The sequence below is a fragment of the Sphingobium sp. genome (assembly GCF_035511395.1).
Lineage (GTDB): Bacteria > Pseudomonadota > Alphaproteobacteria > Sphingomonadales > Sphingomonadaceae > Sphingobium.
In genome coordinates, this window is record NZ_DATKFP010000281.1 from 1 (window position 1) to 23,799 (window position 23,799).

17 protein-coding genes are annotated in these 23,799 nt (G+C 65.5%); 12 read left to right on the top strand and 5 right to left on the bottom strand.

What is annotated here, in order from left to right:
* Positions 1-2,802, top strand: a 2,802-nt coding sequence (locus VMR39_RS19925; protein ID WP_325418325.1) for an acyl-[ACP]--phospholipid O-acyltransferase, incomplete at its 5' end; no start/stop codon positions are given.
* Between the two features lie 115 nt (positions 2,803-2,917).
* Here the strand turns inward: VMR39_RS19925 and VMR39_RS19930 are convergent.
* The 5 genes from VMR39_RS19930 to hutI all read right to left on the bottom strand — a co-directional run bounded on the left by VMR39_RS19930 (position 2,918) and on the right by hutI (position 11,235).
* Entirely contained in the window at positions 2,918-5,866 is a 2,949-nt protein-coding gene (locus tag VMR39_RS19930; RefSeq protein ID WP_325418327.1) for a TonB-dependent receptor, read from the bottom strand.
* 167 nt (positions 5,867-6,033) lie between these two features.
* Positions 6,034-7,701: a urocanate hydratase gene (hutU, locus tag VMR39_RS19935; protein ID WP_325418329.1), complete on the bottom strand. Its 1,668-nt coding sequence runs from the start codon at positions 7,699-7,701 to the stop codon at positions 6,034-6,036.
* Between the two features lie 5 nt (positions 7,702-7,706).
* Positions 7,707-8,516: an N-formylglutamate deformylase gene (hutG, locus tag VMR39_RS19940; protein ID WP_325418330.1), complete on the bottom strand. Its 810-nt coding sequence runs from the start codon at positions 8,514-8,516 to the stop codon at positions 7,707-7,709.
* A complete protein-coding gene (gene hutH / locus VMR39_RS19945; protein WP_325418331.1) occupies positions 8,513-10,042 on the bottom strand; it encodes a histidine ammonia-lyase in 1,530 nt (509 codons plus the stop codon). Before hutH ends, hutG begins: the two co-directional genes overlap by 4 nt.
* Entirely contained in the window at positions 10,039-11,235 is a 1,197-nt protein-coding gene (gene hutI / locus VMR39_RS19950) for an imidazolonepropionase (protein ID WP_325418333.1), read from the bottom strand. Before hutI ends, hutH begins: the two co-directional genes overlap by 4 nt.
* An 87-nt stretch (positions 11,236-11,322) precedes the next feature.
* Between hutI and VMR39_RS19955 the strand changes: the two genes are divergently transcribed.
* The 11 genes from VMR39_RS19955 to VMR39_RS20005 all read left to right on the top strand — a co-directional run bounded on the left by VMR39_RS19955 (position 11,323) and on the right by VMR39_RS20005 (position 23,781).
* Positions 11,323-12,702, top strand: coding sequence for a formimidoylglutamate deiminase (locus VMR39_RS19955; RefSeq protein WP_325418335.1), 1,380 nt, complete (start codon positions 11,323-11,325; stop codon positions 12,700-12,702).
* Between the two features lie 2 nt (positions 12,703-12,704).
* Positions 12,705-13,436 carry a UTRA domain-containing protein gene (locus VMR39_RS19960; RefSeq protein WP_414712560.1) on the top strand — a complete coding sequence of 244 codons (732 nt, stop codon included), beginning with the start codon at positions 12,705-12,707 and terminating at the stop codon, positions 13,434-13,436.
* Between the two features lie 130 nt (positions 13,437-13,566).
* Positions 13,567-14,463 carry a LysR family transcriptional regulator gene (locus VMR39_RS19965; RefSeq protein WP_325418339.1) on the top strand — a complete coding sequence of 299 codons (897 nt, stop codon included), beginning with the start codon at positions 13,567-13,569 and terminating at the stop codon, positions 14,461-14,463.
* Between the two features lie 80 nt (positions 14,464-14,543).
* A complete protein-coding gene (locus VMR39_RS19970) occupies positions 14,544-15,779 on the top strand; it encodes an amidohydrolase family protein (protein WP_325418341.1) in 1,236 nt (411 codons plus the stop codon).
* A gap of 16 nt (positions 15,780-15,795) precedes the next feature.
* A complete protein-coding gene (locus VMR39_RS19975; RefSeq protein ID WP_325418343.1) occupies positions 15,796-17,295 on the top strand; it encodes a bifunctional 3-(3-hydroxy-phenyl)propionate/3-hydroxycinnamic acid hydroxylase in 1,500 nt (499 codons plus the stop codon).
* Positions 17,292-17,735 (top strand): GlcG/HbpS family heme-binding protein, encoded by a 444-nt coding sequence (locus tag VMR39_RS19980; protein ID WP_325418345.1) that lies wholly within the window; start codon positions 17,292-17,294, stop codon positions 17,733-17,735. Before VMR39_RS19975 ends, VMR39_RS19980 begins: the two co-directional genes overlap by 4 nt.
* On the top strand, positions 17,732-18,667 hold the full coding sequence (locus tag VMR39_RS19985; RefSeq protein ID WP_325418347.1) for a VOC family protein: 936 nt from the start codon (positions 17,732-17,734) through the stop codon (positions 18,665-18,667). Before VMR39_RS19980 ends, VMR39_RS19985 begins: the two co-directional genes overlap by 4 nt.
* Entirely contained in the window at positions 18,667-19,497 is an 831-nt protein-coding gene (locus VMR39_RS19990) for a fumarylacetoacetate hydrolase family protein (protein WP_325418348.1), read from the top strand. The genes VMR39_RS19985 and VMR39_RS19990 overlap by 1 nt, the downstream gene beginning before the upstream one ends.
* Before the next feature lie 38 nt (positions 19,498-19,535).
* Complete coding sequence (locus tag VMR39_RS19995; RefSeq protein ID WP_325418350.1) at positions 19,536-21,872, top strand: TonB-dependent receptor; 2,337 nt, start codon at positions 19,536-19,538, stop codon at positions 21,870-21,872.
* 80 nt (positions 21,873-21,952) lie between these two features.
* A complete protein-coding gene (locus VMR39_RS20000) occupies positions 21,953-22,942 on the top strand; it encodes an MBL fold metallo-hydrolase (protein WP_325418351.1) in 990 nt (329 codons plus the stop codon).
* Positions 22,933-23,781 carry an alpha/beta hydrolase gene (locus VMR39_RS20005; RefSeq protein ID WP_325418352.1) on the top strand — a complete coding sequence of 283 codons (849 nt, stop codon included), beginning with the start codon at positions 22,933-22,935 and terminating at the stop codon, positions 23,779-23,781. The genes VMR39_RS20000 and VMR39_RS20005 overlap by 10 nt, the downstream gene beginning before the upstream one ends.
* The last annotated feature ends 18 nt before the right edge of the window (positions 23,782-23,799 follow it).

Below are 23,799 nucleotides of genomic sequence, written 5' to 3' on the forward strand. Positions count from 1 at the left end.
CAGGGGCTGCGCATCGACCCCAATATCTTTCGCAGCACATGGCAGATATTGAAGGCCGCCCGCCATGGTCGCGGCGTCTGGTTGTCGATCCTGGGGATCAGTTGGTTCTTCGCGGTGGGCGCCGTCCTTCTCGCCCAGTTCGCGCCGCTGGTAAGCGGCGTGCTGCAAGCGAAGCAGGAGGTCGCGACCCTGTTCCTTCTGGTCTTCTCGCTCAGCGTCGCGTTGGGATCGCTGCTGGTCAACCGCCTGCTGGGCGGTGAAGTCTCCGCCCGCTTCGTGCCGATCTCGGCGCTGGCGCTGGCCGGCTTCATGGTCGATCTATGGCTCTCCACCAGCGCCTATGTGCCCGTCACCGCCGATGCCGGAATCGCCGCCTTCATCGAAACGAGGGGCAGCTGGCGCATCCTGTTTGATCTGTTCGGCATCGCCTTTGCCGGCGGCATGTTCATCGTGCCGCTCTACGCGATCCTCCAGACCCACGCCCCGCGTGAGGAACGATCGCGCACCATCGCAGCCAACAATATCCTGAATGCCGCCGTCAGCGTCGCCGTCGTTCTGGTCGTGACCCTGATGCTGGCGCGGGGCGAAAGCGTCCCCGGTGTGATCGGCACGATGGGCTTCGCAACGCTCACCATCGCGCTTATTTCCTGCTGGCTGCTGCCCGAAACCGTCATCAAGTCGATCGTGCGCGGCACGCTGCGCTTCCTCTATCGGATCGAGGTTTGGGGCGAAGAAAATATGCCCCGCGCCGGCACGCCTGCCGTGGTCGTGGTCAATCATGTCTCCTTCCTCGACGGGTTGCTGCTCGCCGCCTTCCTGCCGGGCAAGCCGACCTTCGCGGTCCATACCCGGATCGCGCAGGCCTGGTGGGTGAAGCCTTTCCTCCCTCTGTTCGACGCCTTTCCGGTCGACCCGACCAACCCGATGGCGGCCAAGGCGATGGTGAAGGCGGTGCGCGAAGGGCGGACTTTGGTCATCTTTCCCGAAGGCCGCATCACCGTCACCGGCGCATTGATGAAGATATTCGACGGTCCCGGCATGGTCGCGGACAAGGCCGACGCGCCGATCATCCCCGTGCGCATCGACGGCGCGCAATATACGCCATTTTCCCGCCTGCGCGGCAAGGTACGACTGCGCAGCTTCCCGAAGATCAGGCTGACCGTTCTACCGCCCCGCCGCTTCAGCATAGAGGGCGAGATGACCGCCCGCGCCCGCCGCGCCATCGCCGGCCGCCGCCTCTATGACGAAATGAGCGCCATGATCTTCGCCACCTCGCGCACCGAGGAGACGCTGTTCGAGGCGCTGCTGGAGGCCCGCACGATCAATGGCGGCACGTCGCCGGTCGTGGAAGACGTCAAGCGCGAGCCGATGAGCTACAACCGGCTGGTGGTCGGCAGCCTGGCGCTCGGCCGTCCACTCAGCGCGACAACCCGTCAGGGGGAGGCGGTCGGCGTGCTGCTCCCCAACGTGTCGGCCGTGGTGGCGACCTTCTTCGCGCTCCAGGCGCATGGCCGGGTGCCCGCGATGCTCAACTATACGGCCGGCCTCACCAATCTGAAGGCCGCCTGCACCGCCGCGCAGATCCGCACCATCGTGACCGCCCGCGCCTTCGTCGATCAGGCGAAGCTGGGCGATATCGTCGCCGCGCTCGAAGCCGAAGGGCTGACCATCCTCTGGCTGGAGGATATCGGCGCGGCGATCGGCACCGGCGCTAAATTGCGCGCGCTGATCGCCAGCCGCTTTGCCGGCTACAGCCATCGCCGCCTGCGCATCAGCCCCGACGCGCCTGCGGTCATCCTCTTCACCAGCGGATCGGAAGGTCTGCCCAAAGGCGTCGTGCTGACCCACCGCAATCTTCTGTCCAACTGTCGCCAGCTGGCCGCGCGGATCGATTTCAACAGCTCAGACATGGTGCTGAACGCGTTGCCGGTCTTCCACAGCTTCGGCCTGACCGGCGGCACGCTGTTGCCGATCCTGCACGGGGTGAAGACCCTGCTCTATCCCAGCCCGCTGCATTACCGGATCGTTCCCGCGCTCGCCTATGACAGCAATGCGACGATCCTGTTCGGCACCGATACCTTCCTGTCCGGCTATGCCCGCATGGCGCACAATTACGACTTCTATTCGCTGCGCTACATCTTTGCGGGCGCGGAGCGGGTGCGCGACGAAACGCGCAAGGCCTATGCAGACAAGTTCGGGCTGCGCATCCTGGAAGGCTATGGCGCGACCGAGGCCGGCCCGGTGATCGCGGTCAACACGCCGATGCATTTCCGTGCCGGCAGTGTCGGCCGCCTGCTGCCGGGGATCGAGGCGATACTGGACGATGTGCCCGGCATCACCGAAGGTGGTCGACTGTCGATCCGCGGTCCCAATATCATGGCGGGCTATATGAAGGCCGATGCGCCGGGTGTGTTGCAACCGCCGGAGGGCGGCTGGCACGACAGCGGCGATATCGTCACCCTCGACGCCGAGGGCTTCGTCACCATCAGAGGCCGCGCCAAGCGCTTCGCCAAGATCGGCGGCGAGATGGTGTCGCTCCCGGCGGTGGAGGGCTATGCCTCCGCGCTCTGGCCCGATGCAGAGCATGCCGTCGTTACCCGCCCCGATGCACGCAAGGGCGAACAACTGGTGCTGTTCACCACGCGCAAGGGAGCGAAGGCGGGCGACCTTCAGGCCTGGGGCCGCGCCAACGGTGTGACCGAACTCGCCATCCCGCGCGACATTCGCGAACTGGACGCGCTGCCGGTGTTGGGCACGGGCAAGCTCGACTATGTCGCGATGAACGCGCTGGCGGGCGTATAACGATGTGACCTTACCGTAATCCGTTCGCTTCGAGCGTAGTCGAGAAGCGGAAAGCGCTACGCTCGCGTTTCTCAACTAAGGCCGAAACGAACGGCGGTAAGTTAAATATTAGCCTCTAAAAGCGGAACCGCGCCCCGAACTGGAAGCTGCGCGGCGGTCCGGCCAGGCTGTTGGGCGTGCCGAAGTTCGGATTGCCGTCGGGATCGTTGACCGGATAGGGGATGAACCCGTCATAGCCACCGAAATTGGCGCGGTTGAAGATGTTGAAGGCTTCGGCGATCAACTGGATCTCCTTGCCGCCGCCCAGCGCGACCGTCTTGGTCAGGCGCAGGTCGACCTGCCGGAAATCCTTGGTCTTGCCGGTGCTGGCGATGATCTGGTTGACGCCTTCGCCCGCGCTTTGATCCGTTACCAGATAGGGCTGGCCCGAACCCCATTGCATCAGGCTTGACGCCTGAATGCCCCATGGCAGGTCGACCATGCCCGACAGGACGACGCGGTGCCGTTCATTACCCGCATTGGGGCGATAGGGCTGTTCCTCGACCCTGGGGAAATCGAAATTGAACGAATAGCCCCGCTCCTTGGAGAAGGCCATGGTATAGGCCAGGTTCAGCGACCATGGGCTGGACTTGCTGTAGGGCTTGTCGATGGTCAGGAAGATGCCGTCATATTTGCTCGCCCGCGCCTGCGTCAGGCCCACGACCGTGCCATATCCGGGTACCACGATCGTATCGTAGAAGCCGTTGGCGTTGGGCGTCGTGCTGCGGTTGAGCGGCGTATAGCCGACCTGATCCTTCGCCTTGATATGGGTGTAGCTGAGCGAGGTCCGCAGCACGCCGACCTTCTGCCTTATGCCGACGCTGAACTGGTCGGTGCTGGGCGGGCGCGTGTCGTTGCGGATGACGCGCAGTTCGCCATTGGGCGCGATCCCGGAATCGATCAGCCCCTGCAATCCGTCGCGGCTCAGATAAGCGTCGTTCCACTGGATCGTCGGCTGGCCGTTGCGCGGTAGCCCATCGCGCGAGAAGAAGAAGGTGCGGACCTCATATTGGTCGAGCAGCGCTTCTTCGGCCGCGTTGCGGAACAGGGTGCGATCGAAATAGCGGCCATAGCCTGCGAACAGCACCGTGCTCTGGTCGCCCTTAATGTCGTAGGACAGGCCGACGCGCGGCTGGAACGCCTTCCAATAGGGCTTTCGATTATTGCCGGTGGAGATGTAATCGTCCGCGCGGAAAATATTGCCGGGCTGCCCCGCCAGTTGCGTTTCCAGTGATCGCAGCGCCTCGATCGCGGCGGGCGAGGTTTCGTAATTGTTGTTCTTGGCGTTGGTTTCATAGTCCCAGCGCAGGCCGAGGTTGACGGTCAGATGATCGTCCACTTCCCAGTCGTCCTGCACGAACAGGCCGATCTGGGTGTTCTTCGCCTCGACCGTGGGATTGCCGGTGCCCAGCCGCGCCTCGGCGGGGAAGCTATAGTCCAGCCCCTGCGATGCGCTGATGCGATAGTTGAACACGGGGTTGAAATTCAGCTGGTTGGTGACTTCATAGTCCTGCAAGGACAGTTTGGCGCCGACCTTGATGACATGACTGCCGCCGAGGAAATCGACATTGGAGAAAGTCGCGGCATCGCGGAAGGTCAGCCCCTTCTGCACCACCTTCTGCGCGGTCGATCCACCGCCCAGCCGGATCACCCCCTCATAATCCTGCCCGACCATGTCGGGGTTGAGCGGAGAAGGGGTGAAGCCATAATAGAGCCAGTCGACGCTGGCTTCGTTCAGGAAATCGCCCTTATCATGGGTCCAGCGCAGATTGCCGGTATAGACCTTGTTGCGGTTGACCGATGCGCCGTCATAGGCGACCTGCCCGCCGAAACCGGCAATCTCCTTCTCCTTGCGGATGCTGCCCGCCAGTTCGATCCGGTCGCTGTCGCCCGCCTGCCAGCTCAGCTTCGCAAAGCCCAGATCCTCGCGGAAGGGGCTGAGGAAACTGCCCTGATACTGGCCGAACCGCGCCAGATTGGCAGGGTCCGCCTGACCGATCAGGACATTCTGCGCCCGATCCTCGTCATTGCCTTCATAAGCGGCGAAGAAGAACAGCTTGTCCTTGATGATCGGCCCGCCCAGCGACGCGCCATATTGCTTGCGCTTGTAGGCGGGTTCGGCAAGGTCGTTCTTTTTCTGGAAATAGTCCTTCGCGCGCAATCCGGCGTCCTGGTAGAAGCCGAACGCCTCGCCATGGAAATCATTGCCGCCCGACTTGGTGATGGCGGTGATGACGGACGTGCCCGCATCCTCATACTCCGCCTTGAAATTGGAGGAGAGGACGCGGAATTCCTGCACCGCCGCCTGCGGGAAGGGATTGCCCCGGCTGCTGTCCTGCCCGACGAGGCCGCCCTGCTGGACGTTGCTTTTCAGGCTGACGCCATCGATGAAGACATTGACCTGCGGCGCGGCGAGGCTTTCGCCATCGCGACCCTGGCTGACTCCGCCGGACGAGAAGGTCTTGCGCGTCTCGCTGTTGCTCGATCGCACGCCCGGCGCGAGGTCGGCGAAGTTCAGGAAGTTGCGGCTCGACTGCGGCAGATTCTCGATCTGCCGGGTCGACACGTTGGTCGCGATTTCCGACGTGCGCGTCTCCACCAGTTGCGCGGCCGTGACGACGATATTGCTGCCGGAGGAGGTCGCCGGCTGGCTTTCGGCAGCAGCGGCCGCGGTCTGCACCTGCGCGTTCAGTGTCGCGACCTGCCCGACGCCGATCGTGACCTGCTGCCGCGTCGAGGCCCCGTCGGACGCCTTGTAGTCGATCTCGTAGCTGCCCGGTTGAAGCCCCGACAAGGCGTATCGCCCGCCTGCGCCGATCGCGGCGCGTCGGGTGGCCCCCGTCGCCAGATTGCGCGCGCTGACCTCGCCGCCGGCGACCGGCTTGCCGTCGCTCGACACGATGCCGCGGATGGACCCCGTCGTGGTCTGCGCCGCGGCCGGTGCGATCAACGCGAAGCTGGTGCAGATGGCTGTACCCAGCAGCCACGGCGTGGCGGCCAGATAGGCCGTTCGGAAACCCCTCATTCCATCCCCTCGGACATTTATCGGAAACATCCAACGGGTTGGGCAGGGCTTCGATCCTTTCTCCCCCGTAACGGGAGACGAATGGAGCGAGTTAAGGGACGAAACAGTCTAAATGACCATGACAGGCTGGGGACGGTGGCGGAATTCTTCCACCGTCCCGCCGTCGATCACCCCAATATACCGGGCAGATCCAGCCCCATTTCGACCGCACAGTCGCGGGCGATGGCATAGCCTGCATCGGCATGGCGCATGACCCCGGTCGCCGGGTCGTTCCACAGCACGCGCTCAAGCCGGGCCGCCGCTTCGGGCGTGCCGTCGGCGACGATCACCATGCCGCTATGCTGCGAATAGCCCATGCCGACCCCGCCGCCATGGTGCAGCGATACCCATGTCGCGCCGCTCGCGGTGTTGAGCAGGGCATTGAGCAGCGGCCAGTCGCTCACCGCGTCGGAACCGTCCATCATCGCCTCCGTCTCGCGATTGGGGGAGGCGACCGATCCGCTGTCGAGATGGTCGCGGCCGATCACGACCGGTGCCTTCAGTTCGCCCTTCGCCACCATCTCGTTGAAGGCGAGACCGAGCCGATGGCGGTCGCCCAGGCCCACCCAGCAGATGCGCGCGGGCAGGCCCTGAAAGTGGATCTTCTCCCGCGCCATATCGAGCCAGTTATGGAGATGGGCGTTGTCGGGCAGCAGTTCCTTCACCTTGGCGTCGGTGCTGTAGATATCCTCCGGATCGCCCGACAGCGCCGCCCAGCGGAACGGGCCGATGCCCCGGCAGAAGAGGGGGCGGATATAGGCGGGGACGAAGCCGGGGAAGTCGAAGGCGTTCTCCACACCCTCGTCCAGCGCGACCTGGCGGATATTATTGCCATAGTCTGTGGTCGGCACGCCCGCGGCCTGAAAGTCCAGCATCGCGCGCACATGCTGCGCCATCGACGCCTTGGCGGCTTTGGCGATAGCCTCCGGCTCGCGCTCGCGCCGCTCGATCCATTCGGCCACGGTCCAGCCGACGGGCAGATAGCCGTTCACCGGATCATGGGCGCTGGTCTGGTCGGTCAACAGGTCCGGGCGGATACCGCGCGCGAACATCTTCGGCAATATCTCCGCGGCATTGCCCAGCAGGCCGACCGAGACGGGTGTCCTTTCCGCATTCGCCCGCTCGATGATCGCCATGGCTTCCTCGATCGTCGAAGCCGCCTTGTCGAGATAGCCGGTGCGCAGGCGCATCTCGATCCGGCTCGGCTGGCATTCGATCGCAAGGCAGGATGCGCCCGCCATCACGCTGGCAAGCGGCTGCGCCCCGCCCATGCCGCCAAGACCGGCGGTCAGCAGCCATTTGCCAGACAGGTCGCCGCCATGATGCTGGCGACCCATTTCCACGAAGGTTTCGTAGGTACCCTGAACGATGCCCTGCGTGCCGATATAGATCCACGAACCCGCGGTCATCTGGCCGTACATGGCAAGGCCGCGCTTATCGAGTTCGTTGAAATGCTCCCAATTGGCCCAGTGCGGCACCAGATTGCTGTTGGCGATCAGCACGCGCGGCGCGTCCTCATGGGTGCGGAACACGCCGACCGGCTTGCCCGACTGCACCAGCAGCGTCTCGTTAGCCTCAAGGCGCTTCAGCGTCTCGACGATCCGGTCGTAGCTTTCCCAGTCGCGCGCGGCACGGCCGATGCCGCCATAAACGACCAGCTCTTCGGGACGCTCGGCAACATCCGGGTGCAGATTGTTCATCAGCATCCGCATCGGGGCTTCGGTGAGCCAGGACTTCGCGCTGAGCTGCGTGCCGGTGGCGGGCTTGATGATGCGGCTATTGTCGATACGGGTCATGGCGATCAGACCTCCTGAAGAGCGAAGGCATGTACCGCCTTCATGATCCGGGAAAGGATGGCGGTAAGCGCGGCTGCGCGGGCCGGGTCGAAAGGCGGCGGCCAGTTCGCCGCGTCGGGTGTCGTCGGCTCGTCCATATAGCCTCGCATGGCGAGTTCCATCTGGATGGCGTGAACGCCCTGTTCGGGCCGGCCATAATGGCGCGTCGTCCATCCGCCGCGGAAGCGCCCGTCGACGACATGGCTCTCCCCGCTCGCGGCACAGATCGACGCGACGGCAGCGCTCAGCGCCGGATCACAGGTCATGCCGCCATTGGTGCCGATGTTGAACTGCGGCAATTCGCCGTCGAACAGGCGCGGCACATGGCTGCGGATCGAATGGGCGTCATACAGGACGACGCGATCGTAGCGCTCGCGCAGCCGGTCGATCGCCCGGAGCGCTGCATGATAGGGATCGAACCACAGCGTGCGCCGACGCGCGACCTCGGCTTCGTCCGGGGCGGCTCCTGCATAGAGCGGCTCGCCGTCGAATGTCGTGGTCGGGCACAGTTCCGTGGTCGCCTGCCCCGGATAGAGCGATGCGCCCGACGGATCGCGGTTGAGGTCGATCACGCTGCGCGAGATGCGCGTGCCGATCAGCGTCGCGCCCATGTCGGCGGCGAAGCCATAGAGCCTGTCCACCCACCAGTCGGCGTCGCGCCGCGCGATCCAGGGCGAACGGAACCCTTCGCCGACATCGGCAAGCCCGGTCCCGACATGGGGAAAGGCGACGATCAGCGGCGCCTCTCCCTCGACGATGTCGATCCAGTCGCTCACGCGACCCCCGGCAACAGCGTCTCGATCGCCATGACCAGCGCGCCGGACCGGATCAGGCCGTTGGCCGCTTCCATGTCCGGATGGAAATGGCGGTCGTCATCCAGCATCGGTACGATCTCGCGCAGCGCGGCCCGCGCCGATTCCAGCGCACCGCTCGACGCCAGCGGCGCATGGAAATCGATGCCCTGCGCGGCGGCGAGCAGTTCGATGCCCAGCACGGCGGCGGCATTGTCGGCCATGTCCAGCAGACGGCGCGCGCCATGTGCGGCCATGGAGACATGATCCTCCTGATTGGCCGAGGTCGGGATGGAATCGACGCTGGCGGGATAGGCGCGCTGCTTGTTCTCGCTGACCAGCGCGGCAGCAGTCACCTGCGGGATCATGAAGCCGGAATTGAGGCCGGGATGGGGCGTCAGAAATGCGGGCAGGCCGGACAGCGCCGGGTCGACCAGCAGGGCGATGCGCCGTTCGGCGATCGATCCGATCTCGCATATGGCCATGGCGATCATGTCGGCGGCGAATGCGACCGGCTCGGCATGGAAATTGCCCCCCGACAGCGCCTCGTCCGTGTCGGCGAAGATCAGCGGATTGTCGGAAACGCCGTTGGCCTCGATCTCCAGCGTGGTCGCGGCCTGCCGCAACAGGTCGAGCGCCGCGCCCATCACCTGCGGCTGGCAGCGCAGGCAATAGGGATCCTGCACGCGGGCGTCATTTTCCAGATGGCTGGCGCGTATGGCGCTGCCACTCATCAGGTCGCGCAACGCATCGGCGACCTCGATCTGGCCCCTGTGACGGCGCAGGGCGTGGATGCGCGGATCGAACGGCGTATCGGACCCCTTGGCCGCCTCGGTCGAGAGCGCACCGGTAATGAGGGCGGAACGGAACAGCAATTCCGCCTCGAACAGGCCCGCCAGCGCAAGGCTGCAAGAAAATTGCGTGCCGTTCAGCAGCGCCAGCCCTTCCTTGGGGCCAAGCTCGATCGGTTGAAGGCCGACACGGGCAAGTGCGTCTGCGGCGGGCAGGCGGTCCTCGCCCAGGAACATCTCCCCGACCCCGATCATCGTCGCCGCCATGTGCGCCAGCGGAGCCAGGTCGCCGCTCGCGCCGACCGAACCCTGGCACGGCACCACAGGGGTCAGGCCCTTGTCCAGCATCGCTTCCAGCAGAGCGACCGTCTCCGGCCGCACACCCGACGCGCCCTGCGCCAGGCTGGCGAGCTTGAGCGCCATCATCAGGCGGATGACGGGCACCGGCGAAGGCGCGCCCGTGCCCGCTGCATGGCTGAGCACGATATTGCGCTGGAGCGTCGCGAGATCCTCGTCGCCGATGCGCACGCTCGCGAGTTTTCCGAACCCGGTGTTGATCCCGTAAACCGGCTGCCCCTTGGCAAGGATGCGCGCAACGGCGGCGGCGCTTTCCGCGATCCTCGTAGCGCAGGCGGGATCCAGCCGGACGGGCGCGCCGCGATAGAGATTGCGCCAATCCGCCAGCACGACATGGCCGGGGACGAGCAGGATGTTGTTCATTGACCACTCCAGATGCGGGCATGGAGCGGTTTATACCCCATGCGATAGACGAGTTCGGCGGGACGCTCGACGTCCCAGATGGCAAGGTCGCAGCGCTTGCCGGGCTCCAGCGTGCCGCGATCGGCCATGCCCAGCGCGCGCGCCGCGTTGCGGGTGACGCCCGCCAGGCATTCGGCGACGGTCAGCCGGAACAATGTCGCCCCCATGTTCATCGTCAGCAGCAATGATGTGAGCGGCGACGTGCCGGGATTGCAGTCGGTGGCGAGTGCGATCGGCACGCCAGCGGCGCGCAGCGCGTCGACCGGCGGCAGTTTCGTCTCGCGCACGAAATAATAGGCGCCCGGCAGCAGGGTCGCGACGGTCCCCGACGCTGCCATGGCGGCAACGCCGGTTTCGTCCAGATGCTCCAGATGATCGGCGGACAGAGCGCCGTGCCGGGCGGCGAGGGCCGCGCCATGCAGGTTGGACAATTGCTCGGCATGGAGCTTCACCGGCAGGCCATGCCGTGCGGCGGCGGCAAACATGCGATCGGTCTGTTCGGGCGTGAAGCCGATCCCCTCGCAAAAGGCATCGACCGCATCGGCCAGTCCCAGCGCGGCGATTTCGGGCAACAGGTCGTCGCACAGCGTCGCGATGTAACCGTCCGCATCGCCGGCAAATTCGGGCGGCAGGGCGTGGGCGCCCAGGAAGGTCGCGGCGATATCGACCGGCCGCTCCGCGCCAAGCCGCCGCGCGGCGCGCAGCATGCGGATTTCGCTATCGCGGTCGAGGCCATAGCCCGACTTGACCTCCACCGTCGTCACGCCTTCGGCAATCAGCGCGTCGAGGCGGGGCAGGGCGGAGGCGACCAGTGCGTCCTCGCTCGCTGCGCGTGTGGCGCGCATGGTGGACAGGATGCCGCCGCCGGCCCGCGCAATCTCCTCATAGGAGGCGCCGTCCAGCCGCATCTCGAATTCCTGTGCGCGGTTGCCGCCATGAATCAGATGGGTGTGGCAGTCGATCAGGCCCGGCGTGATCCAGCGGTTGCCGCAGTCGACAACCCGATCGGCCTCCAGCGCAGGCGCATCATCCTGTGGCCCGGCATGGATGATCATCCCGTCCTTGGCGGCGATCAGGCCGCGTTCGACGATGCCCAGGCTGCTGCCGGCCATCGCGGCAAGGCGCGCCGATTTCCAGATCGTATCGCAATGCATGACTCAGGGGCCTCGCTTGTCCTCGCCATAATGATTGCACCCCTGCCCAATAATGTATAGACAAAAAATGACGACAAGGAGAAACCCATGCCGAAAGGCGTTGCCGGTTCGTCCGGTTCATTGTTCTTCGACCATCTCCTCCTCCCCGATGGCTGGGGACGGAACGTGCGCGTCGCACTGGCGGGCGGGCGGATCGCGGCAGTTGAGCCGGGCGCGCGACCGGCAGCGGGGGACGAACGCCATCGCTGCGGCCTGCCCGGCATGCCCAATCTGCACAGCCACGCCTTTCAGCGCGGCATGGCCGGGCTGGCGGAACGTCGCGGGCCGACCGACGACAGTTTCTGGACATGGCGCGACATCATGTATCGCTTCGTCGACCGCATGACGCCCGATGATGTCCGCATCATCGCGACGCTCGCCTATGTCGAGATGCTGGAGAGCGGGTTCAGCCGCGTCGGCGAGTTCCACTATCTCCATCACGATCGCGAAGGACGGCGTTTCGCCGACATCGCGGAAATGTGCGGAGCGATCGTTGCCGCCGCCGCCGACAGCGGAATCGGCATGACCCTGCTCCCGGTGCTCTACAGCCACGCGGGTTTCGGGGCGCAGCCGCCCCAGCCGGCGCAGGCGCGCTTCATCAATGACATGGATGGTTATGCAAGGCTGCTTGACCGTGCCGACGTCCATGCGCGCACGCTGCCGGACGCAGTGGTCGGCGTCGCGCCGCACAGCCTGCGCGCCGTTTCACCCGATCAACTGCGCGATCTGGCTGCGCTGGCGAAAGGCCGCCCGGTGCATATCCATATCGCCGAACAGTTGAAGGAAGTGGATGACTGTCTCGCCTGGAGCGGGCAGCGGCCGGTCGAATGGCTGCTGGACCATGTCGACGTTGACGATCGCTGGTGCCTCGTCCACGCGACCCACATGACCGACGCGGAGACGCAGGCGATGGCGCGCAGCGGGGCCGTCGCTGGACTGTGTCCGATCACCGAAGCCAATCTGGGCGATGGCCTCTTTCCCGTCGAGGCCTTTTTGGAGGCAGGCGGTCGCTATGGCGTCGGCAGCGATTCCAACATACTGATCGACTGCGCGGAAGAATTGCGGCTGCTGGAATATGGCCAGCGCCTGACCCGGCGCGGGCGCAACATGATGGCGCGTGGGGCCGGGCGCTCGACCGGCGCTGACCTGCATGCCGGCGCGCTGGCGGGCGGCGCGGCGGCGCTGGGCGTAGCAGGCGGCATCGCGGTGGGGCTTTCCGCCGATATCATCAGTCTCGATCTCGACCATCCTTCGCTTGCCCACCGGCAGGACGACGCGATCACCGACAGCTTCGTCTTCGCGGCGGGCCGCTCCGCCATCGACTGCGTCTGGCGCCACGGTACCAAGCTGGTTAGGGGAGGACGGCACCGCATTCGCGACCGGGTCGTCCGGGACTATGGCCGGGTGCTGGAGCGACTGATCGCGTGAAAATGCCCCTTCATGAACGGATAAGGTCGGATTTCGAGGGCCGCATATTGGGCGGCGATCTGGCGCCGGGTGAACGCCTTCCGATCGAACAGGATCTGATGCAGCAATATGGCTGTTCGCGCATGACCGTGAACAAGGCGCTGTCGGCGCTCGTGACCGCCGGGCTGATCGACCGGCGCAAGAAGGCGGGCACTTTCGTCGCCCGACCCAAAGTTCATTCCATGGTGCTGGACGTGCCGGACATCGCCGCGCAGGTGCAGGAACGGGGGCAGGATTATGCCTATCGTCCGCTGATGCGCAGGCTGCGCCCCGTCCCGGCAGACGAGGAGGAAAGGCTGCTGGCCGGATCGGGCGCGCTGATGCAGCTGGATGGGCTGCATCTGGCCGACGGCAATCCGCTGGGCATCGAATTTCGTCTGGTCAGTGCCGCCGCCGTACCCGAAATCGTCAATGCCGATCTCGACACCGTACCCCCCGGCACCTGGCTGTTGCAGCATGTTCCCTGGACCGAAGCGGAAACGCGTATCTCGGCAGTGGGCGTATCGGCGGACGAGGCGGCCTGGCTCGGCGTTCCGGCCGGATCACCCTGCCTGTGCGTCGAACGCCGCACATGGCGCGGCGCGGAACGGATCACCTATGTCCGCCAGCTTTTCCTGGGCGATGCTTACGACATGGTCGCGCGTTTCGGCCCCAGAGCAGATTCCGATCCGATTGCATCGGCTCGGCAGCTCTGAGCTTCTGGTTTTCCGCGTTTTCCGAGCCAGCAGGCGATTCCGTCTGCTTCTAAAAGGCTCTGGCCAGGGGAACTGAGCTACACGCGCCTACCTTATTGTCTATCGCCCCGCCCTCTGCGATGCACGGGCGATGATCGATCCCCGCGCTCTCCGGATGTTCCTGGCCGTATGCCGCGCCAATTCCATCAGTGGCGGCGCGCGCCTGCTCAACATATCCCAGCCGTCCGTCTCCAACGCGATCGCGCAGCTGGAACAATCGGTCGGCGCGACCCTGTTCGAACGGTCGCGCACCGGCATCAGCCTCACCGCAGAGGGCGAGATATTGTTGCGCCGCGCCGAAACGATCGACTCCGTCCTGCGCGAGGCGGAGGAGGAAATGCAGCTCGCACGCAAGGGCGTGACAGGGCCGTTGCGGGTCGGCGGCACGCCCGGCGCGCTCGTCAGCCTGCTGCCCGACGCGGTGCGGCGGCTGGAGGACCGGGTGGGCCGCTTCACTTTGCACGTCGTCGAACGCGCCGATCATGACCTCGCCGCCATGCTTCGCGCGGGCGAGATCGAACTGGCCTTCGTCACCACCGGGATCGAGGCGCCGCCCGACGATCTGGAGGAAACGACCTTTTCGCGGGATCCCTTCGCGCTGATCGTGGGGCGTCGCAACGATCATCTGCCCGCGGAACTCTCGTTGCGCGACATGGGGGCGATGCGCTGGGTGCTGCCCGAGGCGAGCGGCGCCTTCCGTCGCCAGATCGACGCCCTGTTCATGGCCGCCGACGTGCCCGTGCCGCAGGATGCGATACGCTGCGATTCCCTGCTCAGTACCAAGGCGATCGTGCGCGGCAGCAGCCGTGTCACGATCCTGCCGATGAAGGTCGCATCAGCAGAACTGTCGATCGGCGTGCTGCGCGCCATCAACATCCGCGAATCCGCCTTTCCTCGCAGCGTCGGCATCCGTCGTATAGCTGGCGGCCGCCTCTCACGCCTCGGTGAAGCGCTGCTGGAGGCGATTATCCATAGTTCCAGCCTATGACGTTCCCAAAAATCATTATTTTTCTTTGGGGCAAAGACGGCGCATAAGCATCCCGACAAGAGCATAGGGGAGAGCAGGCCGTGCGGCAGATGATCCGCAACATTTCGATCTTCGACGGAAGGGGCAGCGCTCCAGCGCCCGGCGCCGTGATCGTCGAAGGCGATCGCATCGCCGCTGTCCTGCATGACGAAGCTGCCATCGCGGCGGTCGAGGCCGACAGCGTCATCGACGGGCGGGGCGCCACCCTGATGCCCGGCATGGTCGATGCGCACACCCATCTGACATGGGGCAGCTCGGTCGAGAAAATCTATCACCAGTTCATCCTCCCGCCCGACGAGCTGAAGGTCGCCGCCTGGCGCAATGCCCGCGTGCTGCTCGACCATGGCTATACCAGCCTCTATTCGGCCGGTGCGCTGGGCGACCAGATCGAACCCGAACTGGCCCGCGCCATCGAAGCCGGCGAAACCCCCGGCCCGCGCCTCGTCCCCTCGACGCTGGAGCGCAGCCCGGAAGGTGAGGAAGGGGTCGAAACCGGCGACGTCTTCAACGGCCGTGGTCCCGAAGCGATGCGTGCCTTCGTCGCCTATTGCGCGGACGAAGGCGTGAAATCGCTGAAGCTGGTCATTTCGGGCGAGGATGCGCTCAAGCCCGGATCGTCGGCCGATATCCTCTACACCGATGAAGAAATGCAGGCGGCGGGCGAGGCGGCGAAGGAAGCGGGCCTGTGGATCGCCACCCACGCTTATACCCCACGCGCCATCGGGCTGGCGCTCGAAGCCGGCGCGCGCATCCTCTATCATTGCTCCTTTGCCGACGATGCCGCGATTGATGCGATGGCGGCAAAGAAGGACGAGATTTTCTATGCGCCCGGCCCCGGCGTCTCGGTCGCCGCGCTGGAGGCCAGCCCGCCACCACACATCGACATGTCGTCGATGAAGGCCAGCGCCGCCGAGCGGCTGGAACTGGAAAAGACCTTGGTGCCCAAGCTCAAGGCGCGCGGCGTGCGCATCCTGCCGGGCGGCGACTATGGCTTTCCCTTCAACCCCCATGGCCGCAATGCCCGCGACCTGGAACATTTCGTCACCTATTATGGCTTCACCCCGGCCGAAGCGTTGAGCGCCGCCACCATGCTGGGCGGACAGCTGATGGGGCAGCAGGTCGGGCAGGTGAAGCCCGGCTATCTGGCGGATCTGCTGCTCGTCGACGGCGACCCGACCCAGGATGTCCGCATCCTTCAGGACGCCAATAATATCAAGATGATCATGCTGGGCGGACGGATGCACAAGTCTCCCGTCTCCCAGCCCGTGATTGCCTGACCGGAAAGACGCTTTCATGTTCGACGTTGCGATCATCGGCTGCGGGCCGGTGGGGGCCTTTGCGGCCAATTTACTTGGCAGATCCGGCGCCTCGGTCCTGGTGATCGAGCAGGAAGCACACCCCTATCCGCTGCCCCGCGCGGTTCATCTGGACCATGAAATGATGCGCCTGTTCCAGTCGGCCGGCGTCATCGACCGGGTCGCGCCGGACATGCGCGATACCGAAGGGCATCTGCATGTCGGTGCCGACCATGGCGTCATTCGCTATATGGGTACGGTAGGCCGCCCGCGTCCGTTCAGCTGGTCCAACGACTATTTCTTCTACCAGCCCGAACTGGAGGATCATCTTCGCGACGCGCTCGCCGCTTATTCCAATGTGACTGTCCAACTCGGTGTCGCCTTCGAGGGGCTGGAGCAGGATGGCGACGCCGTCACCCTGCGCCTGTCGGGCGGCCGCACCGAACAGGCCCGCTATGTCATCGCCTGCGACGGCGCCCGCAGCGCCGTGCGCAAGGCGCTAGGCATCCAGCTCGACGATCTCGATTTCGAGGAGCCCTGGCTGGTGGTCGATGCCGAAGTCGACGGCCCGGTCCGCTTCCCGGACCTCTGGGGCGTGCCGCAGGATGCCGACCTCCAGAAACTGTCGGTCATGATGTGCGATCCCAAACGTCCGGCGACCATCGTGCCGGGGCGCGGCAATCATCGCCGCTGGGAATTCATGCTCCTGCCCGGCGAGGACGACCAGGCAATGATGGAGCCGGAAGCGGTTGCCGCCCTTGTCGAACCCTATCTCTCCGGGGTTCCGCACGAGGTGGTGCGCGCGGCGACCTATCGCTTCCATGGACTGATCGCCGAGCGGTGGCGGCAGGGCGGCGTCTTTCTGGCCGGCGATGCCGCGCACCAGACGCCGCCCTTTTTCGGCCAGGGCATGTGCCATGGCCTGCGCGACGCCGCCAACCTCGTCTGGAAACTGGATCTGGTGCTCAAGGGCCGCGCGCCCGACAGCCTGCTCGATAGCTATCAGCCGGAACGCGATCCCCATGTCCGCGCCGTCATCTCTGCCGCCGTCGGCGCAGGCCGTTATATCTGCATGCTCGATCCGCAAGCCGCCGCCGAACGCGACGCAAAGATGCGCGAAGCGGCCAAGGGTGCGCAGCATGGTACCGCCGCCGACCTGATTCCCGCCATCGCCACCGGCATCGTCGCTTCGGGCACGCCCGGCGCGGGGGAGCGCTTCATCCAGCCGCGCGTCGGCGACCAGTTGCTCGACGACGTCACCGGCGGCGGCTGGCGCCTCTTCACCCGCAACCCGGTCGAGGGGGGCGACGTAACCGTCATCGGTCTTGCGCAACTGGGCGACCATGGCGCGATCGCAGACTGGCTGGCCGATCGCAACGCCGACGCCGTACTCGTCCGCCCCGACCATTATGTCTTCGGCACCGGCAAGGGGGGCGATCTGATCGCCCGCCGGAATGCCCTGATCGCCGGAACCATCCCGCAGGAGATCGCCGCATGAGCCTCAGCCTCTCCCAGGCACGCGCCATCATCGACACGGCACTGGAAAAGGGCCGCGCCGACGCCGCCCAGCCTTTGGCCGTCGTGGTGCTCGATGCCGGCGCCCACCCTGTCGCTTGTGTGCGGGAGGATGGCGCCAGCCTGTTTCGCTTCGACATTGCCACGGCCAAGGCGACGGGCGCGCTCGGCATGGGCGCCGACACCCGCATCATCGCCGCGCGCGCGGCCAACAATCCCGCCTTCTTTCAGAGCGTCGTCGCCGCCACCGGCGGCCGGCTCGCTCTGTCCCCCGGCGGCGTCCTGATCCGTGACATGGAAGGCCCAAAGGCCGGAAATGTAATCGGCGCCGTCGGGATCAGCGGCGACACCGGCGACTGCGACGAAGCCTGCGCCGTTGCCGGCATCCTTGCCGCCGGTCTTTTCCACGGAGACAGCAAATGAAACTGCGCAGCATCGAACTGGCGCTGCCCCATGCGGCAGAAGCCGCCGCTTTCCTGACCGACATCTGGGGCATGGCCCCAGCATCTGTGCAGGGGAATATCCATTATCTGCGCGGGTCAGGCAGCTATCCCTATCTCATCGCGCTGGAGGAGTCCGCTGACGCTTACGTCCGCTCCACGACTTTCGTCTGCACCGCCGAACGGCTGGAGCAGCTGAAACGCAGCGTCGCTGCCGCCGGCCTGCCCGCGACGCCGACCGTCTCCAACGATCCGGGCGGCGGCCATGGCATCGTCGTCGAACTGGCAGAGTGCGAACTGTTGCGCTTTCTGGTCGATGCGGCGGAGGTCGCGCCGATCGAGGGTGCGGACCTGCCGGTCAAGCTCACCCATGTCGTCTTCAACAGCGTCGATGCCGAAGCGACCGGCCATCTGGTCGAGGATGCGTTGGGCTTCCGCGTGTCGGACCGGACCAAGGGCATGGTTTTCGTGCGCTGCAACGACTCGCACCACAGCACCGCCTTCGCCCGCGCGGGCATTTCCTCGCTCAACCATGTCGCCTTCGAGATGGCGGACATGGATGCGGTGATGCGCGGCATCGGCCGGTTGCGCGACCATGGCATGGTGCCCGCCTGGGGCCCCGGTCGTCATGGCCCCGGCGCAAACGTCTTCGCCTATTTCATCGCCCCGTTTGGCCCTGGCAATGGCGGCCCGGTCATCGAATTTTCGACCGCCGTGAACAAGGTGCCCGATGATTATCAGGCCGGCGCACCCGAAGACTGGACCTGGCCCGAAGGCCGGATCGACCAGTGGGGCATGTCCGACAAGGATTTCGCCGGGCTGCGCGCCGCCGAGGAAAAATTCCGCCATCGCCGCGACTGGGACGCAAAGGCTTTGATCCCGGCGCTGGACGCCCTGACAGAGGAAAATCACTAATGCGCTACGTCAGCTTTCGCCGCCCCGACGGTACCCCAAGCTTCGGCCGTATCGACGGCGAAACCATCGTCGAACTGGCGACCGACGCGGCGCCCAGCCTCAAGGCCGCGCTGACCGATGGCAGCCTGTCGACGCTCGCCGATGGCGCAGCTTTTGCCGCCGCCGATGTCGTGCTGCTGCCCGTCATCCCCGATCCCGCCAAGATCCTCTGCGTCGGCCTCAACTATGCCGAACATGTCAAGGAAACCGGCCGCGAGCAGAAAGCGCATCCCGCGATCTTCGTGCGCTATGCCGACAGCCTGGTCGCCGACGGCCAGCCGATGGTGAAGCCTGCCGTCACCGAGCGGTTCGATTATGAAGGCGAACTGGCGGTCATCATCGGCAAGCCCGCGCACAAGGTCGCGGCTGCCGATGCCTGGGATCATGTCGCCGGCTATGCCGCCTTCAACGATGGCAGCGCGCGCGACTGGCAGCGCCACAATATCCAGTTCACGCCCGGCAAGACCTTCCCCGGCACCGGCGGCTTCGGCCCCGCGCTGGTGACGCCGGACGAGGTCGCCGATCTCGGCAGCCTGCGTGTCCAGACCCGCCTCAACGGCGAACTGCTTCAGGACCAGCCGGTCAGCGACATGATCTGGGATATCCCGACCGTGATCGAATATGTCAGCGCCTTCACCCCGCTCAGCCCCGGCGATGTCATCGCCACCGGCACCCCCGGCGGCGTCGGCGACAAGCGCACCCCGCCGCTCTACATGAAGGCCGGCGACAAGGTCGAAGTCACCATCGGCACCATCGGCACGCTCACCAACCGCATCATCGACGAACAATAACCCGATCAACCCAATTCATAAGAAGGGGAGGAGTAACCATGCGTAAGTTCAACCAGACCATCGCGATGCTCGCGGGTGCGAGCGCTGTCGCCCTGGCCGCACCGGCCTTCGCGCAGGATGCCGCCGCAGCCGCTGGCGCGCCACAGGAAGCCGCCGATGCGCCGGCCAGTGGCGGCGCCGACATCGTCGTCACCGCCACCCGCCGCGCCGAACGCCTTCAGGACGTTCCTATCGCCGTGTCGGCGATCGGCGGCGACCAGCTGGCCGAAGGCGGCTTCCAGCGCCTGACCGATATTCAGTATCAGTTTTCCGGCGTCCAGTTCGGTACCTCGCCCAACGACAGCGGCTTTCGCCTGCGCGGCGTCGGCACGGCGGGCGGCTTCTCCAGCTCGTCGGAACAGAATGTCGGCACGGTCGTCGATAATGTCGTCATTCCCTTCGGCAATCCCATCAACAGTCTGGGTGACCTGGAACGGGTCGAGGTGCTGAAGGGGCCGCAGGGCACCCAGTTCGGCAAGAATGCCTCGTCGGGCGTCGTCAACATCACGACCAAGAAGCCGACCTTCGACAAGATCGGCGGCAAGCTCTTCGCCTCCTATGGCGAACTCAACGAAGTGAATGTGAACGGCAACCTCAACCTGCCGCTCAGCGCCAATACCGCGCTTGGCGTGTTCGGCTTCTACCGTCGGAACGACGGCTTCCTGCACAATGTCACGCTCGACAAGGATTGGGGCGGCGAGAAAAGCTATGGCGCGCGCGCCAAGCTGCTGTTCGAACCCAGCGATACGCTCAGCTTCTACCTGATCGGCGACTATTCGAAGATCGACCGGACCGGCCCCGGCCAGCTCTGGACGCTCGCCCGCCTGCCCAGCCTCGCCAATCCGCTGATGGCGGCGCGCTTCGGCAATCTGGGCGCGCTCGGCATCGTGCCGGGTTTCGACAACACCAAATCCGCTGAGGAATATGACGGCTACACCAGCGAACAGAATTATGGCGCGTCGCTGGAAATCAACCTCGGCCTTGGCGACTATAACCTGACCTCGATCACCGCCTGGCGGCGGCTGGACGAAGGCGATCAGGTGTTCGCGATCGATGGCAGCAGCGTGCCGGTCTTCACCGCCCAGCAGAGCGGTGTCGATCAGAGCTTCCTGTCCCAGGAACTGCGCATCACCTCGCCGTCGGGCAGCGCGCTGGAATTCACGTCCGGCGTCTACGGTTCGCGCCGCAAGGTCGGTGACGACAATGACTTCAACCGCGCCCAGCTGCGTCCCGCCGCGCCCTTCAATCCTTTCATCGTCAGCATCTCGGCCGGACAGAGCAACACCCAGACCCGATCGGACTCGCTGGCCGCCTTCTTCGACGGCAAGTTCAACGTCAGCGAGCAGTTCGCGGTGATCGGCGGGCTCCGCTACCAATATGACTGGGTGAAATCCTCGACCTTCTCGATCATCGATCCCGCCTATCCGCCCAGCCCTCCCGGACCGCCGGTCGCGGGCCAGGTCAACTATTATGAGGCGCGGCCGCTGGCGACGGGATCGACGAAGAAAGGCGACTGGTCCGGCCGCTTCGGCTTCCAGTTCAAGCCCGATCGCGACCTGATGTTCTACGGCACCGTCGCGCGTGGCTATCTGGGGCCGACGGTCACTTTCTCGGGCCTTACCGGGCAGAAGGTCGATGTCGGGCCGCAGACGGTGCGCGACGTCACCTTCGGCGTGAAATCGCAATTGTTCGATCGGACCGTGACGCTCAACGCCAACGTCTTCTTCGACAAGTATAAGAATCTCCAGACCTCCGTGTTCAACGGGCTGGAATTCCTGACGGAGAATGCCGGCGGCTTCGACGCCAAGGGCTTTGAGGTCGAAGGCTCCTGGCGCGTCACGCCGGAATTGGCGCTCAACGGCTCCTTCACCTACTCCGACACGAAGTTCACCGATTATATTACGGCCTGTCCCGACGTCGTGAAGAGCGGCTACACCTGCTATCTCGACGGCACGACCAGCCTGGTTCAGGCGGCGGGCGAGCCATTGTCGGGGGCACCCAAATATAGCGCCACGGCGGGTGCGGACGTGCGGCTGCCGATCAACGACAGCCTGACCTTCGACTGGTCGGCGAACTTCTACTATCGCAGCCGCGTGCAATATGCGGCGGCGCAGGCCTATACCGACCAGCCGGGCTATGGGACGATCGGCCTGAGCGCCGGGATCGGTCATCCCGACGGCAACTGGCGGATCGGCGTCTTCGCCCGCAACCTGCTCGACCAGCGGTTCCAGTCGGCGGTCATCGGCCTGCCGTTCAGCGATCCGGGCGGCCGCGTGAACTGGATGACCCGCGAAGGACGCCGCACTCTCGGCGTTTCGGCGGAAATGCGCTTCTGACGATCCGGGGGCGGCCCGCGCGGGCCGCCCTGTCCAGAATCATACCGGCGTGCAAAACATGCCATAATGGGAGATTATGCGTGGCGGCACGATATGGGATGCTCATCGCTGCGATCCTCGGATTTTCGGGTGTGGCCATCGAACCGGCTCTTGCTGCTCCGGCCTGTCCGCCGTTGCGCTGGACGACGCTGGGAACGGCCGGCGGCCCTGTTCCCACCGCCGACCGGAGCGAGCCGTCAAACCTGCTCGTCGCGGGCGATCAGACCATATTGGTCGACACGGGCGACGGCACGGTGAACCAGCTCGCCCGCATCGGCATGGACATGCGCCTGATCCGCACCGTCTTCATCAGCCATCTTCATCTCGACCACAGCGGCGGCCTGGGCGCGGTCATTGGTTTGCGCTGGATGAACCAGTTTCCGGGGCAACTGACCATCTATGGGCCGCCCGGCATCAGACAGGTCGTCGACGGGATCGTCGCCTCCATGGCGCCGCCCGCCCGGATCGGTTTCGGCCTTGGCGCACTGCCGCCCGCGCCTGCGGGGTCGGTTCGCGCCGTGGAGCTGCGCGACGGCCAGAGCATCACGCTCGACGGTGGCGTAACCGTGAAGGCGGCGGCGAACAGCCATTTCGATCATGACGGAAAGGCAGATCCGGCCAATATCTCGCTCAGCTATCGCTTTGCCTTGGGCGATCGCAGCATCACCTATACAGGGGATACGGGGCCAAGCGCTGCGGTCGCGACGCTGGCGACCGGCAGCGACATGCTGGTGAGCGAAGTGATCGATCTGGAGCGGTTGATGAAGGAAATTCGCCAGCGGCGCGTCGATGCATCGGCGGAAATGCTCGCGTCGATGCAGAAACATCTGTCCACCCATCATCTGCTTGCGGCCGACATCGGGCATATGGCGGCTGGCGCCAAGGTGGGCCGGGTGGTCCTGACCCATTATGCCGTTCCCGGCCTTCTGAGTGAATCCGAACCGTCGCTGCGCGCCGATATCGGCAAGGCCTATGTCGGCCCCGTCGATCTTTCGCGCGACCTGTCCAGCTTCGATCTGGGATGCCGGTGATGCGGGAGGCGATCGCCGCGATGGGAACGGGCCTCGGACCGGACATCCTCGCTCGCTGCCGCGCATTGTTCGACGCCCAGCAGCATGATCTTGCGGCGCGGGTGCCGGCCAGCGCCGTCGACATGGTCTATGGCCCGCATGAACGCCACCGCCTCGACCTCTACCGACCGGAGGGCGAAGGCCTCGCGCCGATCCTCGTCTTCGTCCATGGCGGCGGTTTTCTGAAGGGCGACAAGGGCGGCGCGGCCGACTGGGCGAACGCCAATGTCGGCCGGATGGCGGCGCAGGCCGGTTTCCTGGGCGTCGTCATCAACTACCGGCTCGCGCCCGACAATGTCTGGCCGGCGGGATCGGAGGATGTCGGCTCGGTCGTAGCCTGGCTGAAGGCCCACGCCGCGGAGCATGGCGGCGATCCGGATCGGATCGTGCTGATGGGCACGTCGGCGGGCGCGGTTCATGTCGCCGGCTATCTCAGCATGGCGGGGACGGACGCCGTCCGCGCCGCCATCCTGCTGTCGGGCCTTTATGGCTACACGCCGCTCGATGGTCGCGACATGCTCTATTATGGCGAGGCTGCACTCTATCCCGACCGGATGCCGCTGGACGCGGTCGCCGGCACCGGCCTGCCGTTGCTGCTCGCCTGCGCGGAGTTCGACCCGCCGCGGTTCCAGGCCGAATTTCTGGGCCTGATGCAGGACCGGCTCGATCGTCACGGCATCATGCCACGCGGTTACATCCATTCGGGCCATAATCATTACAGCATGGCCATGCACCTCGGCACCGCCGACCGGCGGCTCGCCGACGAAATCTGCGCCTTCGTGCGCGAAACCACCGCCTGACAAATCTATAATCGGAGA